Here is a 17,817-nt window from a genome sequence, read left to right on the forward strand (position 1 = left end):
AAAATTCCTGATTTTATGAGGCAAATCACACCGTATTTCACCATGACGTTCATTTCTTTTGCTCCCTTTTCCCTTTTCCTTGCCCCTTGCCTTTAATCCTTCAGCACATCCCGCGAAATCACCATCCGCAATACTTCGGAGGTTCCCTCGCCGATCGACAGTAAGCGCTGGTCGCGGAAGAAACGTTCAATCGGATACTCGTCGTTTCGAAAGAAACCGGCTCCGCCAAAAATCTGCAGTGCATCGCTGGCCACATCGCTGGCTACCTGCGAACAATACAGTTTTGCCATGGCCGATTGGGTGCCAAATGGTTCTCCGTGATCTTTCAGCCAGCAGGCATGATATAAAAAGGTACGGGCTGTTTCAATTTTCGTGGCCATATCAGCCAGTTTGAAGGCAATGGTTTGAAAGCCGGCAATCGCTTTCCCGAATTGTTTGCGTTTTTTGGCAAATGAAACGGCCATTTCGTATGCTCCCTGTGCCAATCCCAGTCCCATAGCTGCAATCGACAAGCGTCCGGAGTCAATGGTCCGCAGCATAATTTTGATCCCTTGCCCGCGTTCTCCCAACTGGTCTTCAGCGGGAATGTAACAGTCGTTGAAATAAACCATCCCGTTATCGGCTGCCCGCCACAGGAACTTTTGTTTCATAAATTCGCGGGTATAACCGACTGTTCCTTTGGAGACCAAAAAGGCCGTGAATTCTTTTTTTCCGTCGGTACGCATCCCGGTTTGGGCCACAAAGCTGATCCCGGAAGCCATATCGGATGCCGCGTTGGTGATGTACTTTTTATGACCGTTAACCAGCCAGCCGCCTTCTTTTTCCCCGGCGACAGTTTCCACGCCCTGGGCGTCCGATCCGGCATTTTCTTCGGTCAGGCCAAAGGCCCAGAGGTTTTGCGCCGTGCAAAGCGACGGAAGGTATCTTTGTTTTTGTGCTTCGGAGCCAAATTCGAGGATCGGGCCTACCCCCAACGAATTATGTGCCGCCAGTGTGGCGGCAACCGAACTGTCGACACGGGCCAGTTCCTCCACAGCAACAATAAAAGAAAGGTAATCGCTGCCCTGTCCCCCGTATTCAACCGGGGCGTGCATGCCAAATACCCGGAGGTTGCTCATGGATTTAATCAACTCAGCAGGAAACTGTTCCAGCGCCTCAAATTCGCCAATAACGGGCTTGATTTTTTCTTCGGCAAAGGCCCTGACTCTGGACCTCAGCTCGTGGTGTACTTTCTTTAACAACGCGTTCATATCTGATTTCTCGCTTTTTTAGGATTCAAAATCCACTAATATTTCTTTATCCTGAACGATTTTCCCCTTCGATACATAAATTGTTTTCACAACGGCATCTGCCGGGCATTGAACTGTAAACTCGGTCTTCATGGATTCAATCACCAGTAAGTTTTGACCTTTGGTTAACCGCTCGCCGGGGCTAACCATTACGTCAATCACTTTCCCGTGCAAATCAGCGCGGATCTGCGATTGGATAACAACATCGCTGTTCCCGGTTTGTTTTTCCGGTTTGAAATGCCCCTGTACACAAAGACTTTTCAGAGCAAACCGGTAGCTGTTGCCATGAATTTCCGTTGACTGTTCCTGATCGATCACATAAAACCGGTGAAAGATTCCCTCCCGGGTTAATGTGATTTGATTATTGTTATATGAAACATCGCAAAGCTCATGCTGTTCACTCCCGAGACTTAACAAATAAGCTTTTTTTCGTTTCATGAACTGAACCGGGAAGATTTTCCCATTCATTTCAAGCTGAAAAACCGGGTGTAAACGCCAGTATCCGGTCTGGTTCCAGGGATCTGTTTTACCGGAAGGACGATAAAAATGATGTAGCAAAAAAACGCCAAACAGCAGATCAACCGGCATCATTTCCCGTTCATCGCGCATCTGCTGAATGAAGGCGGGAAGGCAATCCTCGAGAAAGCCGGTGTGGATGTTATTTTTTTTGAAGGCTTCGCTTTGGATGAGTTTCCGAAGAAATGACTGGTTTGTCCGCAATCCGCCGACCAGTAAAGACGATAAAGCCTGTTCCGACTGATGCAGCGCTGCCTTTCGGGTAGCGCCGTACACGATTAGTTTTCCCAACAGCGAATCGTATGCCGGAGAAACCGCCGTATTTTCCGCAAGAAAACTGTCCCACCGGCAGTTTTCGGGAAGCTGCAAGGCATTTACCCGTCCCGAAGATGGCAAAAAACCGCTCTCCGGATCTTCGGCACAAATCCGGAACTCAATAGCGTGCCCGGTTTGACTGATTTCGGACTGGCTCAACGGGAGTCCTTGCCCGGCCGCAACAGCCAACTGCCACTCCACCAGATCCAATCCGGTGATGGCTTCGGTCACCGGGTGTTCAACCTGTAAGCGGGTATTCATTTCGAGAAAATAATGATTTCCCTGCCCGTCAAGCAAAAATTCAACCGTGCCGGCTCCCCGATAATTCACCGCCCGGGCCAGGCGAAGGGCGTCGGCATAAAGTTTTTGTTTTATTTCTGTTGAAACGGAAGCAGCAGGAGCTTCTTCGAGCAGTTTCTGATAGCGCCGCTGGATGCTGCATTCGCGCTCGTACAGATGTACCGCGTTTCCCTGGCCGTCTCCCACAAGTTGTACCTCGATGTGGCGGGCCTGAGGCAGGTATTTCTCCACGAAGATTTCGTCGTTTCCAAAATATTCGAGCGATTGGCGTTGGGCGCGTTGCAAGGCCTTCAGCAAGTCCGCTTCGTGTTCAACAACCTGCATGCCTTTGCCGCCGCCACCAGCCGAAGCCTTCACCAACAGCGGGAATCCGGGAAGGTCCAATCCGCCGGCCATGCCGTTAACCGTACCATGCCGGCTTGGAATTACGGGAAGGCCGAGGCTTTTGGCAAAATCAACAGCCCGCGTTTTTTCACCCATCAGGCTAATCTGGTCGGCGGTAGCGCCGATGAACACCAAACCTGCAGCTTCGGTTTTTCGGGCAAAGCCGGCATTTTCCGACAAAAAGCCATATCCCGGGTGAATGGCCTCCGCCCCAGATTGAAGCGCCAGGCTCACCAGTTTCTCCTGGTTCAGGTAGGTTTCGGACAGACTGTTTCCCGGAAGAAAAAAAGCTTCACCGGCCAGTTGTACATGCAAGGCGTCCCGATCGTCTTCGGCATACACAGCCAAGGTTGCTATACCCAGTTTGCGGGCTGTGTGGATGATCCGCACGGCGATTTCGCCTCGGTTGGCAATTAGTATTTTATGGAAAAACTTTTTCAAAGATTGAACAGGTTAAGTACGATAGCTGATTGATTTGATCCGGGCCGGAAAATGAAACAGCCGGAAATTACTGTTTATGTAAGCCTGCGATGACTGATTTAGCCGACCAATCGGGCGTTCGTTTTTCCAGAAAAGCCCGGAGCCCTTCCTGCCCTTCATCCGAGTTGACCAGGTTGGCCAAAACAGCGGCCGTGTATTCACTGCTGTCGACACCGACTTCTCCCGAATCAATATTCAAAATCAGTTGTTTACATGCTTTTAGCGCGCTTGGCGAAACCTTTTTCAGATCACTGATCAGTTGGTTCACAAGCTCCATCCGTTTGCCGTCGTCGGCCAGAAAATCGACCAACCCAATGGCATGCGCTTCCACAGTCCCAAAACGTTCGCCTGAGAACATCAGTTTTTTTAAGTTTTGGGTGGAAAGCCGTTTGGCCACAAAGGGCAGGATGATGGCAGGGACCAAGCCCAGTTTTACTTCGCCAAAAGCAAAAACCGTTGATTTTTCGGCTACCGAAAAGTCGCAGGCAGCCAGCAAACCATTGGCGCCGCCCAGCACATTCTTGTGTGCCGCGGCAATCGTTATTTTAGGAAAATAAGCCAGCTTTTTTAGCAGCTCGGCCATTCGCAGGTATTCCTGCCAGTTTTCGCCTTTCCCGCGATCGACCGTACCGGCAAACCAGTTGATGTCGGCGCCGGCACAAAACGACTGGCCTTCGCCGGCCAGCACAACAAACCGGATGCTGTCGTCGCCGGCCAGGTCGTCGAGCGCCACGTGCAGCTCTTCCATCATTTCCGGGTTAAGCGCGTTGTGCAAACCCGGGCGGTTTAATAAAATCGTGGATTGAACTCCCGATTTACTGAATTTGATATGTTTGAATTTTTCCATCTTTTACATTCTAAAGACGCCATAACCGACTTTGTCAATTTGTTGGTTCAGAGTGATATAAAAGGCCAAGCCCAGGATGTTGCGCGTATCGGCCGGATCGATCACCCCATCATCCCACAAACGGGACGAACTGAAATAGGCTGAACTTTCCCGCTCAAACTGTACGCTCAGACTACCATTTTCACAGTTCCCGCCAATGGTTTGCAAAACGCTTTCAGCCTGTTCGCCTCCCATCACGGCAATGCGGGTATGCGGCCACATAAACAAAAAATCTGGGTCATACGCGCGCCCGGCCATGGCATAATTTCCAGCGCCAAACGAACCACCGATCACCACCGTGATTTTCGGGACCGTTGAATTGGCCACTGCGTTGATCAGCTTGGCACCATCGCGGGCGATGCCCTCGTGTTCATATTTTTTTCCGACAACAAAGCCGGTAATGTTTTGTAAGAATAACAACGGAACCCGTCTCTGGTTGCACAATTGGATAAAATGTCCACCCTTTCGGGCGCTTTCGGATGTCAGAAAACTTTGGTTGCCGAGAATTCCCACCTGGATCCCCTTGATCCGGGCAAAGCCGGTCAGCAAGGTTTTCCCGTAACCGGCTTTAAATTCGCGGAAATCGCTGCGGTCAACCAATCGTTCAATCACCGCTTTCACATCGATGGGCTTTTTGAGGTCGGTCGACAGGTAGTTGTACAGCTCGTCCGGAGGGAAAAGCGGTTCGGCGGCTTCGGCCAAATCAACCGGTTGTTTGTTTGTTTTGGGCAGGCCGGCAATCATCTTCCGGCAAATCTCCAGGGCATGGACATCGTTGTCGGCCAGATGGTCGGCAACTCCCGAAATGTGGGCATGCACCTCGCCGCCGCCCAGTTCTTCGGCGGTTACTTCTTCGCCGGTAGCCGCTTTTACGAGGGGCGGGCCGCCAATAAAAATGGTTCCCTGGTTGCGCACAATGATGGTTTCGTCGCACATGGCCGGTACATAAGCGCCGCCGGCCGTGCAGGAACCCATGACCACGGCAATTTGCGAGATCCCTTTGGCTGACATGCGGGCCTGGTTAAAAAACACCCGGCCAAAGTCGAAGCGGTCGGGGAATACATGAGCCTGTTCAGGCAGGAAAATGCCGCCTGAATCGACCAGGTAGATACAGGGTAAGTGGTTTTTCATGGCAATTTCCTGCGCCCGTACATGTTTGCGGATGGTTTCGCGGATATAGGTTCCGCCTTTCACGGTGGCATCGTTGGCCACGATCATACATTCGCGGCCCGCTACCAGGCCGATACCGGTTACCATGCCGGCCGAAGGGAAGGCGTCGCCGTACTGGCCCCAGGCCGCAAACGACGATAGCTCAAGAAAAGGCGTCTGCGGATCGAGCAAGAGGTTAATCCGCTCCCGGGCCAGCAATTTGCCGCGTTCGCGATGTTTTTGCACCGCCGGTTCAGGGCCGTGCGAACAAACTGCCGACAAACGCGAACGGAATTCGTCCATGACAAGCAGATAATCGGCCCGGTTTGTCAACAAAGTAGATGAATGGTCACCAATCAGATCTTTTTTTGGCGCGCTCATGATATTACGATAAAAAACGATTTTAAAATCGTTTATACAGACAACGGAAGGTGGTTTTATGTTCACGAAAAATGAAATTTTTATTTTCACTGAACTGCCTTAAAAACTTCGCCTGAACAGGAGGATGAAGTCCTTCTATTTTCTTCCCGGTATGAATACAATATTGGCCGATATGTGATGTTTATTCGATCAGGTTTTGTAATTTGGGGGTAAAACAGGGCGAATACCATTCCTGTTTTGACTAAAATAAGCGATGAAACGGAAAGATCCAAAATTTCCGGAAATTCTGATTGTATGAATAGAAACAATTAAATCGCAGATGATGGCAACAATTTTAAAATCAGACCAACGAGAATTCCGTGAAAATCCAAATAAGATTGACAATTACCGGATTTTCACAGATGTTTCGCGGGTAAAAAAGGGGATAAATCCGCAGAATTTAAACTTTGATTTAAGACAATTAAATCCGGGTCAATATTCTGCACCCTACCATTTTCACCGGCATGCCGAAGAATTGTTCATGATCATTTCCGGATCTGCAACCTTAAGGACTTCCGATGGATTGGAAATTGTCAATAGCGGAGATGTAATTTTTTTTGAGATGGGAGAAACCGGGGCACACCAATTATATAATCATACCACCGGGACTTGTATATACCTGGATATCCGGACTTCGATCGGTTTTGATGTTTGTGAGTATCCTGACTCGAATAAACTGTTAATCGCTCCGTCGATGGAGGTATTCGGTAAGGGTTCAACATTGGGTTATTTCGAGGGAGAAGAAAACATTGCTGACAAATGGAAACAAATTGAGAATAAAAATGGGCGCTTGCCGGAGGCGCCATAAAAAATCCCGACTGTCGAACAGCCGGGATTTTATCGTGATGCGCTAATCTGTTTAAGCTTTGTATTCGTCCCAGTGTTTAATGCCGATGTCTTCCAGCTTATATTTACAGATGGCGTAAATAAAGGCGCTGGCCACGCGTGCGTTGGTAATCAGCGGAATGTTGTAATCGATCGAGTTCCGGCGGATTTTATAGCCGTTGCTCAGCTCTCGCTTCGTATAGTTTTTCGGGATATTCACCACCAGGTCGATCTTTTTCTCGCGCAGGTAGTCAATCGTATTTGGCTTCTGGTCTTCTTCGTCAGGCCAGTGCAGCAATGTCGATTCGACCATGTTTTCGCGCAGGAAGCGGTGTGTGCCTTCAGTTGCATAGATGTTGAAGCCGCGTTCTGCCAGCATTTTGGCGCTGTTTAGCAATTCCAGCTTTGAGCGGGCTTGTCCGGAGGAGATCAGGATGTTCTTCTCAGGGAATTTGTATCCGACAGATAACATCGATTTCAAAAGGGCTTCGTAGAAGTTCTCGCCAATACAGCCCACTTCGCCGGTAGACGACATGTCGACACCCAAAACGGGATCGGCATTCAACAAGCGGGCAAAGGAGAACTGCGGCGCTTTAACGCCCACATAATCCAGCTCGAACAGCGATTTATCGGGTTTCGTGTATGGAAGGCCCAGCATCACCTGGGTAGCTATTTCAATCAGGTTGATCTTCATCACTTTCGACACGAAGGGGAAACTACGTGAAGCACGCAGGTTACATTCAATTACCTTGATGTCGTTGTCTTTAGCCAAAAATTGCATGTTAAACGGCCCCGTGATTTCGAGCGCCCGGGCAATTTCGCGCGAAATTTTCTTGATTCGCCGAATAGTTTCCACGTACAATTTCTGCGGCGGGAACACGATGGTGGCATCGCCCGAGTGCACCCCGGCAAATTCGACATGTTCCGAGATGGCATAAGCGACGATTTCGCCTTTATCAGCCACAGCGTCAACTTCCACTTCTTTGGCCAGTTCGATGAACTCGGTGACCACCACCGGATGTTCTTTCGAAACATCGGAGGCCATTTGCAGGAAATGTTCCAACTGGTCGTGGTTCGATACCACATTCATGGCTGCGCCCGAAAGCACGTAGGAAGGCCGGATAAGTACCGGGAACCCAACCAGGTCCACGAATTTGTAGATATCTTCGATGCTGGTCAGCTCGTTCCAGCGGGGTTGGTCAACGCCAATCTCGTCGAGCAGGGCGCTGAATTTTTTGCGGTCTTCCGCGTTGTCGATCTTCAGGGCCGAAGTTCCCAAAATCGGTACGTTCTGCCGGTGAAGTTTCATCGCCAGGTTATTCGGTATCTGGCCTCCCACCGAAAGGATAACACCCTTGGGATTTTCCAGATCGACGATATCCATGACCCGCTCAAAGGTCAGTTCGTCAAAAAACAGACGGTCGCAGTTGTCGTAGTCGGTACTTACCGTTTCGGGGTTGTAATTGATCATGACGGCGCGGTAGCCGTCTTTGCGGACCGTGTTGATCGCGTTCACCGAACACCAGTCAAACTCTACCGAACTGCCGATCCGGTATGCCCCCGATCCGAGTACAATCACCGACTTGTTGTCATTCAAAAATTCAACATCGTGCTCGGTGCCGTTGTAGGTGAGGTACAGGTAGTTGGTTTGGGCCGGGTATTCGCCGGCCAGCGTATCAATTTGTTTGACAAACGGAGTCATATTCCGGGCTTTCCGGTGAGCGCGAACCTCCAGCAGCTTACCATTGATTTGCGTTCCCTCGGCATTCAGCGCCAGGCGCGCAATCTGAAAGTCGGAGAATCCGGCTTTTTTTGCTTCAAGCAATAACTCGTCGTCCAGTTCTTTCAGGGAGTTTACGGTTAACAGCTCCTCTTTTAAAAGATGGATTTTATGGAGTTTTTGCAGGAACCAACGGTCAATTTTTGTTTTATCGTGAATTTCGTCGATGGTATAACCTTTATCGAAAGCCGCGGCAATTGCAAAAATACGCCGGTCGGTCGGGTTTAGCAATTCCTCGTCAATCTGGTCGATGGTGATTTCCTGTTTGTTGCCGACGAAGCCGTGCATCCCCAGCCCAACCATACGGATCCCTTTTTGCATGGCTTCTTCGAAGCTCCGGCCGATGGACATGATTTCGCCAACTGATTTCATCGAACTTCCCAGGTTTTTGGAAACACCACTGAACTTATTCAGGTCCCAGCGCGGAATTTTACAAACCACATAATCAAGGGCGGGCTCAAAGCAGGCTGTTGTCACTTTGGTAACCGAGTTGTGCAGTTCGTGCAGGCCGTAACCCAAACCTAACTTGGCAGCCACAAAGGCCAGCGGATAACCGGTTGCTTTGGAAGCCAACGCCGATGAGCGCGACAATCGTGCATTTACCTCGATAACGCGGTAATCTTCGGAGTAAGGGTCAAGGGCAAACTGGACATTACACTCGCCGATGATGCCGATATGACGGATGATCCTGATGGAAATGGCCCGCAATTTATGGTACTCGGAGTTTGAAAGGGTTTGCGAGGGCGCCACCACGATACTTTCGCCGGTGTGAATTCCCAGCGGGTCGAAGTTTTCCATGTTACATACCGTGATGCAGTTGTCGTACTGATCGCGGACCACTTCGTACTCCACTTCTTTCCAGCCTTTCAGCGATTCTTCGACCAAAACCTGCGGCGAATAGGTGAAGGCGCTTGAAACCAGCTTGTCGAGTTCTTTTTCGTTTGAGCAAAAACCGCTGCCCAGTCCGCCAAGCGTATAGGCGGCGCGGACGATAATCGGGAAACCCAGTTTTTGGGCGGCAGTCCGGGCCTCGTTCATGTTGACACAAGCCACGCTGCGTGGCGTTTTTACATCAATTTCGCCCAGTTTGCCGGCAAAAATATCGCGGTCTTCGGTGTTAATAATCGACTGAACCGGTGTACCGACCACCTGGATGTTGTATTTCTCGAGAATGCCCTGGCGAAATAAATCCACCCCGCAGTTGAGCGCGGTTTGTCCGCCAAATGCGAGCAGGATCCCGTCGGGTTTTTCTTTTTTAATGACTTGTTCAACAAAGTAAGCGGTTACCGGTAAAAAATAAATTTTGTCGGCAATTTCTTCCGATGTCTGGATGGTTGCAATATTCGGGTTAATCAGGATGGTTTCAACGCCTTCTTCTTTCAGGGCTTTCAGCGCCTGCGAACCGGAGTAGTCGAACTCGCCGGCCTCACCGATTTTTAAGGCTCCCGAACCCAGAACGATTGCTTTTTTTATGTGTGTGTGTAATCTTGCCATGCTGTTGGGACTATTTTTTGTATTTCACAATGTTTTCGATAAACTCGTCGAACAAGTATTCCGTGTCAACCGGTCCGCTGGAAGCTTCGGGATGGAATTGGGTGGAGAAGAACGGTTTGGTTTTGTGCCTGATCCCTTCGTTGGTATTGTCGTTCACGTTGATAAACATGGCTTCCCAGTCGTTGGGGAGCGATTCGGGGGCAACGGCATAACCGTGGTTTTGAGAGGTAATAAAACAGCGATCTGTTCCGGCAAGCAATACCGGTTGGTTATGACTGCGGTGGCCAAATTTCAGCTTGTAGGTATCGGCGCCGGCCGCACGGGCAAGTAGCTGGTTGCCCAGGCAAATTCCCATGATGGGTTTTTCAATTTTAAGGACTTTGGAAATGTTGTCGATGGTTTGCTGGCACATGGCCGGGTCGCCGGGACCATTCGACAGAAATACGCCGTCAAATTCTTCACCGGTAAAATCATAATCCCACGGAACCCGGATCACGGTTGTATTTCGTTCGAGCAGGCAGCGGATGATGTTGTTTTTCACGCCGCAGTCAACCAACACCACCTTGTGTTCGCCGGTTCCGTATACTTCGCGGCTTTTGGTACTGGCCACGGCCACCAGGTTCTCTTTGTTCGGATCGTAAAAGTCGATGGGCTCTTCTTCAAACTCAATCTTACCCAGCATCGAACCTTTCATCCGTAAAATCTTGGTCAGCGCGCGGGTGTCGATGCCATACAATCCGGGAACTTTGGACTCTTTCAGCCAATCGCCCAAACTTTTTATGGCATTCCAGTGACTGTATTCCGATGAATAATCAGAAATGATCAAGCCGCTGATGTGCACCTTGTGTGATTCGTAATACGCGTGGATGTTGTTCTTCATCAGATCGTCGGGTACCCCGTAGTTGCCGATTAAGGGGTAGGTTGAAACCAGGATCTGCCCGGTATATGAAGGATCTGTTAAGCTTTCGGGATAACCGGTCATCGCCGTGTAAAAAACTATTTCACCGGCAATGGATTTATCATACCCGAAAGATTTTCCTTCGAAGCGGGTCCCATCTTCTAAAATCAAACTGACTTTTTTTGCCTCTGTCATTTTTATGATCGCTTATATGTTAAAAAAAATGCGTCTGGCTACTGCTGTAGGGCAAACGCATTGTGCTTATTTTCGTAATATGAAATCTTATTTTCACTTTTTCCCGAATTAATCGTCTCATTTCTCTTTTTCGTTCTGTAAACGGCCTGATTGATTCCGCAACAAAAATATAAAATATTCCGAATTGAAATTTGTTTTTTGCAGAAAATGAATAAATTTGCAAAAGATTTGCATATATATTCAAAAAATAATGAAGAATCGCACGAAACGACAGTTAGCCATCAAACGAATTATCACTTCTCAGGGCATCCACAGCCAGGAGGAGTTGCTGGCCAGGCTGCATGAGCACGGTTTTGACCTGACCCAGGCCACCTTGTCGCGCGATTTAAAAATTTTGAAGGTGGCAAAAGTACCCAAAGCAGGGGAAGGTTACGTATATGTGATACCTGAAGGCATTCAACCGGAAGTTCCGGCAGCCGATTCAGGCGTAAACTTTCTGGCTGATGGGTTCAGGTACCTGAGTTTTTCGGGCAACCTGGCCGTAATGCGAACCCGGCCCGGCTATGCCAGCAGTATTGCCGCGGTGCTGGATAATGCAGATCCTTACGAGATACTTGGCAGTATTGCCGGAGATGACACCATTTTATTGGTGATGCGGGAAGGGGTTACGCCAAGTGATTTAAAAAACAGTTTGGTATTAATCATGCCAAAATTACAGGAGAAAATTGGCTAATGGAGAACATGAAGAAAATGGAAGACATTAAAGTTATGGTGGCAAACGTTTCCCACCTGGCTTATACCACAATCATAAACGATACGATTGATGCGGCATCGAAAGAACGCGGAACCGGGATTGCCCGGCGTTCGGATGAATATATCTCTAAAAAGATACTCGAGGGCAAAGCGATTATTGCCCTCGAAGGCGATTTGTTTGCCGGTTTTTGCTACATCGAATCCTGGGGGCACAACCGTTTTGTGGCCAACTCGGGCTTAATTGTTGTAAAAGATTACCGCGGCGTGGGCCTTGCCCGCGAGATTAAGAAAAAGGCTTTCGAACTTTCGCGCACGCGTTACCCCGAAGCGAAAATATTTGGTTTGACAACCGGTTTGGCCGTTATGAAAATTAACCATGAACTGGGATATCGTCCGGTTACTTTTTCAGAGTTAACCGATGACCAGGACTTCTGGAAAGGTTGCCAGAGTTGTGTAAATTACGACATCCTGCAACGGACAAACCGTTCAAAATGTCTGTGTACCGGGATGTTGTTCGACCCGGCCTGGGAAAAGCAAAAAGTTACCGTGGCTGCCGAGGCCCGGCCTAAAAAAATCTCCTTGCTGGAGATGATCGGGAAATTGAAACCGAAGAATCATTCAAACGGAAAAGATTCGGGCTTAAAAATGTTTAAAAAGGTAAAAAATATAAGTGATGACACTGTTCAGCGAACATTTCAGGAATAATTTTCTTCGATAAAATCCGAATTTTCGTGATTTGATCATTGCAAATTATGTGTATTAAATTCAGGATAAGTAAGGTTAGTAAAGTTGTAAGTTTTCAGTAGAATCGCTGTTTCAGTGTTGTCACTTTTTTAAAAGAAAATAAAATGAAAGAAAAGGTAGTATTAGCTTACAGTGGCGGGTTAGACACTTCATTTTGTGCCAAATACCTGTCGGAGGAAAAAGGATTGGAAGTTTATACGGCCATTGCCAATACCGGGGGATTTAGTAAGGAAGAATTAAACGCGATCGAAAAAAGGGCGTACGAACTCGGTTCAGCCAAACATGTGGCCATCGACGTTACCGACACCTATTACGAAAAATGTATCCGTTACATGGTGTACGGCAATATTTTGCGAAATAATACCTATCCCATCTCCGTAAGCTCTGAACGTGTTTTCCAAGCCATTGCCATTATTGAATATGCCAAAAAGATTGGTGCAAAATATGTCGCTCACGGAAGTACCGGCGCCGGAAACGACCAGGTCCGTTTTGATCTGACCTTCCAGGTGCTGGCGCCCGATGTCCAAATCTTAACTCCAACGCGCGACCTGCAGCTTAGCCGGAATGAGGAGATCGAATACCTGAAAAAACATGGCGTTGAGGCTGACTGGACTAAAATGGCCTATTCCATTAATAAGGGATTGTGGGGAACCAGCATCGGCGGGCAGGAAACGCTTACCTCCGAAAAAACCTTGCCCGAGTCAGCTTATCCGTCTCAGTTGAAAGAGGAAAAAGAGCGTGAAGTGGTACTCGAATTTGTTGAGGGCGAACTCAAAGGCGTCGATGGCAAACGGTATTTTAACTCAGTAGAAGCGATCCGCGACCTGGAAGCCATTGCTTCGAGATATGCCGTTGGGCGCGATATGCACATCGGCGACACCATTATCGGCATCAAAGGCCGCGTGGGCTTCGAGGCGGCTGCTCCCATGATCATCATCAAAGCGCACCAGATGCTCGAGAAACATACGCTCACCAAATGGCAGATGTATTGGAAAGAACAGTTAGCCAACTGGTACGGCATGTTCCTTCACGAAGCCCTTTACCTTGACCCGGTGATGCGCGATATTGAAAAGTTCCTTGAAAACACCCAGGAATCCGTGTCAGGCAAGGTTATTGTTAAATTGAAGCCCTACCAATATACTCTGGTTGGCGTTGATTCTCCGTACGACCTGATGAAATCAGACTTCGGCGAGTACGGCGAAATGAACAAGGCCTGGACCAGCGACGATGTGAAAGGCTTCACGACGATTTTGGGCACATCGCTTAAAATTTACAATTCAATTCATAAAAAATATTAAGCCGGAATAATGACCAAGGTAAGAGCAGGAATAATTGGAGGAGCAGGTTATACCGCCGGAGAGCTGATCCGCATATTGATGTGGCACCCGAATGCTGAGCTGAGTTTCGTACAAAGCAGCAGCAATGCCGGAAACCCTGTCTTTGAGGTGCATCGTGATTTGATTGGGGATACCGACCTGGTGTTTGTTGCAAAACCCGATTACACCCGGTGCGATGTGATTTTTCTCTGCATGGGACATGGCAAGTCGAAAGAATTTGTTGAGGCAAACGACATTCCTTCCGGGGTAAAGATCATCGACTTAAGCCATGATTACCGGTTAAAAGCCGAAGGCAATAACTTTGTTTACGGTTTGCCCGAACTGAACCGCGAAAAAATCAGGACTGCCTCGCGAATAGCGAATCCGGGTTGTTTTGCCACAGGCATCCAGCTTACGGTATTGCCGTTGGCTGCGGCCGGCTTGCTGGCCGGCGAACTTCACGTACATGCCATTACCGGTTCGACGGGAGCCGGCCAGGCGCCTTCAAAAACCTCGCACTTTAGCTGGCGCGACAGCAATCTGTCGGTTTACAAGGCCTTTCAGCATCAGCACCTGGGCGAAATCACCCAAAGTGTAAAGCAGCTGCAACCAACGTTCGACCAGGCAATTAACTTTATTCCTGTTCGGGGAAACCATACGCGCGGCATCTTTGTTTCGAGTTATACCGCATATACGGGAACCCTTGAAGAAGCCGTCAACCTGTATGACGATTTTTATAAAGATCACCCCTTCGTTTTCGTGAGCCGCGAGAATCCCGATCTCAAGCAGGTGGTCAATACCAATAAAGCCATTGTTTATCTGGAAAAACATGGCAATAAACTGATGATTTTAAGCGTGACCGACAACCTGCTGAAAGGTGCATCGGGACAGGCAGTGCAAAATATGAATTTAATGTTTGGTCTGGATGAAAAAGCCGGATTAAACCTAAAACCGGTTTCTTTTTAAGATGAAACTATTTGATGTATATCCGCTATTCGATATTGTTCCGGTAAAAGCCGACGGGTGTTACATGTGGGACAATCAGGACAACCGTTACCTCGATCTGTACGGTGGCCATGCCGTGATCTCTGTTGGACACAGTCATCCGCATTATGTGGAAACAATCACGAAACAACTGAACCGGATTGGCTTTTACAGCAATTCGGTAAAGATTCCGCAGCAACAGGAACTGGCCGATAAACTGGGAAAACTGTCGGGTTTCGACGACTACCAGCTGTTCTTGTGTAACTCGGGGGCCGAAGCCAACGAAAATGCCTTGAAACTGGCTTCGTTCATTACCGGACGAAAAAAAGTGATCAGCTTCAAAAAAGGCTTCCACGGACGCACTTCTGCTGCTGTGGCCGTTACCGACAATCCAAAAATTGTGGCCCCGGTGAATGAAACGCCCAACGCGGTGATTTTGCCTTTGAACAACATCGGTTTGGTTGAAGAACAACTGAAAACGAAAGAAATTGCAGCGGTTATTGTAGAAGGCATCCAGGGTATTGGCGGGATTCACGTCCCTTCGCCCGAATTTCTGGAAGAGCTGGAACGTTTATGCAAATTGCACGGTACCCTGCTGGTGCTGGATGAAATTCAATCGGGATACGGACGTAGCGGGAAGTTCTTCGCTTTTCAGTACACCGCTATCCGCCCCGACCTGATTACCATGGCGAAAGGTATGGGTAATGGGTTTCCCGTTGGCGGACTACTGATCCAACCGGAACTGAAACCCTGGCACGGCATGTTGGGAACTACTTTCGGCGGCAACTACCTGGCCTGTGCCGCAGCAATTGCTGTGCTCGACATCATGGAGAATGAGAAACTGGTGGAGAATGCCGCCAAAGTTGGCGATTACCTGATGCAAAAACTGGCTTCTTTCAAACAAATAAAAGAGGTGAGGGGAAAAGGGCTAATGATCGGTCTGGAGTTTGAAGAACCCATTAAACCGATACGGCAAAAATTACTGGAAGAAGAGAAAATTTTTACCGGGGTGTCGGGAACCCATATTATTCGGTTGCTGCCACCGCTGACCTTAAGTTTACAGCAGGCATCCGAATTTATGGCCTCTTTCGAAAAAGTATTGAACGAACTTTATGTAAAGGCAGAATAATATCAGAAAATCATGAAGGTTAAAAAAATAGCGATTATCGGGGCCGGCAATATGGGCGGGGCCATTGCCCGGGGAATTATCAAATCAGCGTACATGGAGGCTTCTTCCATTTGCATCGCCGATCCAAAGAAATCGTTGCTGGAGGAGATGAGCGCGCAGGGGATTACCACCTTTCAAAAAAATATGGAGGCGGTTGAACAGGCTGATCTGGTCATCTTCGCGGTAAAACCCTATCACATTGAGTCGGTGATCAATGAAGTACGACCGGCCTTAAATGTCAATAAAATACTGGTTTCGATTGTTGCCGGCGTTAGCCTGAATCAACTGTCGGAAATGGCCGGACATGATATGCAGATTTTCCGGGTAATGCCAAACACGGCCATTTCGATCCAGGAATCGATGACTTGTATCGCCGGAAACGGGAACACGGAACAAAGCCTCAACACCGTAAAAGAATTATTCGATCAGCTTGGACAAACCGTTGTTATTACCGAAGAACTGATGGCTGCCGCCACGGTACTTGCATCGTGCGGAACGGCTTTTGCCCTGCGGTACGTTCGCGCGGCCATGCAAGGTGGTATCGAGATGGGCTTTGGCGCCGAAATGGCCCAGTTTATCACCGCTCAAACAGTAAAAGGCGCTGTTCAGCTGATCATGAATACCGGACATCATCCCGAAAGGGAAATTGATAAAGTGACGACGCCCCGCGGAATCACCATTACCGGCATTAATGAGATGGAACACCAGGGCTTCAGTTCATCTGTGATCCAGGGACTGATTGCCTCATTCAATAAAATTGAGCAAGCATAGGCGAAACAATGAATTTCAACTATAAAAAAATTACCGTTAAAGTAGGTAGTAACGTTCTAACTAAGTCTGATGGGACACTTAATGTTGCCCGTATTGCCCATTTGGTTGATCAGATTGCCTATCTGCACAAGAAAGGCGTAGAAATTATCCTGGTGTCATCGGGGGCTGTAGCTGCAGGACGAAGCGAACTGAAAATTCAGAAAAAACTGGATACCGTTTCATCGCGGCAGTTGTGGTCGGCAGTTGGCCAGGTAAAACTGATTAACCGCTACGCTGACTTTTTCAGGGAACATGGGATTGTATGCGCCCAGGTGCTGACAACGAAAGACAATTTTGCCGATCGTGATCATTACCTGAACATGAAAAATTGTTTTACCACCTTACTCGAAAATAAAGTGGTGCCAATCGTGAACGAAAATGATACCATCTCTGTTACAGAACTGATGTTTACGGATAATGACGAGCTTTCGGGGCTGATCGCTTCCATGCAAAACTCCGAAGCATTAATCATTCTCAGTAACATCGAAGGCATTTACGACGGCGATCCTTCTTTGCCCGAGTCAACAATCATCGAAGAAATCGGGACCAAAGAAAAAGAGTGGATGAAAAACGTGTCAGCACAAAAGTCCGGGTTCGGGCGCGGAGGCATGCTTACCAAAAGTACCATTGCACGCAAAGTAGCGAAAGAAGGTATCGCGGTACATATTGCCAGCGGGCTGCGCGATAACGTGTTGATCGATATTCTGCGGAAAGACGGTGTGGTAAAACACACCCTGTTTAAAGCCGAAAAACACAAGTCATCCAACGTGAAAAAGTGGATTGCCTATTCCGACAGTTTTGCAAAAGGTGAACTGGTGATCAACCAGGGGGCAAAAGAGGCGCTTTTCTCAACCAAGGCCACCAGTCTGTTGTTGATTGGGGTGACGGAGGTGAAAGGATTTTTCCAGAGTGGCGACATTGTGAAAATTATTGATGAGCAGGGAAAACTGGTTGGCTGGGGAAAATCTCAGTTCAGCTCCGAGAAAGCGGGGCAGGGCCTGGGAAGTAAAAACCAGAAACCAATCGTTCATTACGACTATTTGTACTTAATTGAAGATTAAATGATAACGAACTTAACTCAGAATTCTGTTTATACCCTTTTCTTTTAACC

14 protein-coding genes are annotated in these 17,817 nt (G+C 48.4%); 8 read left to right on the top strand and 6 right to left on the bottom strand.

Going from position 1 to position 17,817, the window contains the following annotated elements; all coding sequences use genetic code 11:
* Positions 1-92 precede the first annotated feature (92 nt).
* The 4 genes from ACOIT5_RS10810 to ACOIT5_RS10825 form a co-directional block, all read right to left on the bottom strand.
* The gene (locus ACOIT5_RS10810) at positions 93-1,250 is read right to left on the bottom strand and encodes an acyl-CoA dehydrogenase family protein (RefSeq protein ID WP_423130486.1); all 1,158 of its coding nucleotides are present in this window, start codon (positions 1,248-1,250) and stop codon (positions 93-95) included.
* A gap of 18 nt (positions 1,251-1,268) precedes the next feature.
* Positions 1,269-3,245 (bottom strand): acetyl/propionyl/methylcrotonyl-CoA carboxylase subunit alpha, encoded by a 1,977-nt coding sequence (locus ACOIT5_RS10815; RefSeq protein ID WP_423130487.1) that lies wholly within the window; start codon positions 3,243-3,245, stop codon positions 1,269-1,271.
* Positions 3,246-3,312: 67 nt separating this feature from the next.
* Entirely contained in the window at positions 3,313-4,131 is an 819-nt protein-coding gene (locus tag ACOIT5_RS10820; RefSeq protein ID WP_423130488.1) for an enoyl-CoA hydratase-related protein, read from the bottom strand.
* A gap of 3 nt (positions 4,132-4,134) precedes the next feature.
* Positions 4,135-5,700 carry a carboxyl transferase domain-containing protein gene (locus ACOIT5_RS10825; RefSeq protein WP_423130489.1) on the bottom strand — a complete coding sequence of 522 codons (1,566 nt, stop codon included), beginning with the start codon at positions 5,698-5,700 and terminating at the stop codon, positions 4,135-4,137.
* Between the two features lie 322 nt (positions 5,701-6,022).
* Here ACOIT5_RS10825 and ACOIT5_RS10830 point away from each other — a divergent pair, with 322 nt between their 5' ends.
* Complete coding sequence (locus tag ACOIT5_RS10830) at positions 6,023-6,547, top strand: cupin domain-containing protein (protein WP_423130490.1); 525 nt, start codon at positions 6,023-6,025, stop codon at positions 6,545-6,547.
* A gap of 51 nt (positions 6,548-6,598) precedes the next feature.
* Here ACOIT5_RS10830 and carB read toward each other — a convergent pair whose 3' ends face one another.
* Both carB and carA read right to left on the bottom strand, forming a co-directional pair.
* A complete protein-coding gene (carB, locus tag ACOIT5_RS10835) occupies positions 6,599-9,838 on the bottom strand; it encodes a carbamoyl-phosphate synthase (glutamine-hydrolyzing) large subunit (protein WP_423130491.1) in 3,240 nt (1,079 codons plus the stop codon).
* A 10-nt stretch (positions 9,839-9,848) separates the two neighbouring features.
* Complete coding sequence (carA, locus tag ACOIT5_RS10840; RefSeq protein WP_423130492.1) at positions 9,849-10,931, bottom strand: glutamine-hydrolyzing carbamoyl-phosphate synthase small subunit; 1,083 nt, start codon at positions 10,929-10,931, stop codon at positions 9,849-9,851.
* A gap of 250 nt (positions 10,932-11,181) precedes the next feature.
* Here carA and ACOIT5_RS10845 point away from each other — a divergent pair, with 250 nt between their 5' ends.
* The 7 genes from ACOIT5_RS10845 to proB all read left to right on the top strand — a co-directional run bounded on the left by ACOIT5_RS10845 (position 11,182) and on the right by proB (position 17,767).
* Positions 11,182-11,664: an arginine repressor gene (locus ACOIT5_RS10845; protein ID WP_423130493.1), complete on the top strand. Its 483-nt coding sequence runs from the start codon at positions 11,182-11,184 to the stop codon at positions 11,662-11,664.
* An 8-nt stretch (positions 11,665-11,672) separates the two neighbouring features.
* A complete protein-coding gene (locus ACOIT5_RS10850) occupies positions 11,673-12,389 on the top strand; it encodes a GNAT family N-acetyltransferase (RefSeq protein ID WP_423130494.1) in 717 nt (238 codons plus the stop codon).
* A gap of 143 nt (positions 12,390-12,532) precedes the next feature.
* Entirely contained in the window at positions 12,533-13,726 is a 1,194-nt protein-coding gene (locus tag ACOIT5_RS10855; RefSeq protein ID WP_423130495.1) for an argininosuccinate synthase, read from the top strand.
* 9 nt (positions 13,727-13,735) lie between these two features.
* Positions 13,736-14,710: an N-acetyl-gamma-glutamyl-phosphate reductase gene (gene argC / locus ACOIT5_RS10860; RefSeq protein WP_423130496.1), complete on the top strand. Its 975-nt coding sequence runs from the start codon at positions 13,736-13,738 to the stop codon at positions 14,708-14,710.
* A gap of 1 nt (position 14,711) precedes the next feature.
* Positions 14,712-15,857, top strand: a complete 1,146-nt coding sequence (locus ACOIT5_RS10865; RefSeq protein ID WP_423130497.1) for an aspartate aminotransferase family protein — start codon at positions 14,712-14,714, stop codon at positions 15,855-15,857.
* Positions 15,858-15,869: 12 nt separating this feature from the next.
* On the top strand, positions 15,870-16,667 hold the full coding sequence (gene proC / locus ACOIT5_RS10870; protein WP_423130498.1) for a pyrroline-5-carboxylate reductase: 798 nt from the start codon (positions 15,870-15,872) through the stop codon (positions 16,665-16,667).
* An 8-nt stretch (positions 16,668-16,675) separates the two neighbouring features.
* Entirely contained in the window at positions 16,676-17,767 is a 1,092-nt protein-coding gene (gene proB, locus ACOIT5_RS10875; protein ID WP_423130499.1) for a glutamate 5-kinase, read from the top strand.
* The last annotated feature ends 50 nt before the right edge of the window (positions 17,768-17,817 follow it).

The sequence above is a fragment of the Gaoshiqia hydrogeniformans genome (assembly GCF_049347105.1).
Lineage (GTDB): Bacteria > Bacteroidota > Bacteroidia > Bacteroidales > Prolixibacteraceae > Gaoshiqia > Gaoshiqia hydrogeniformans.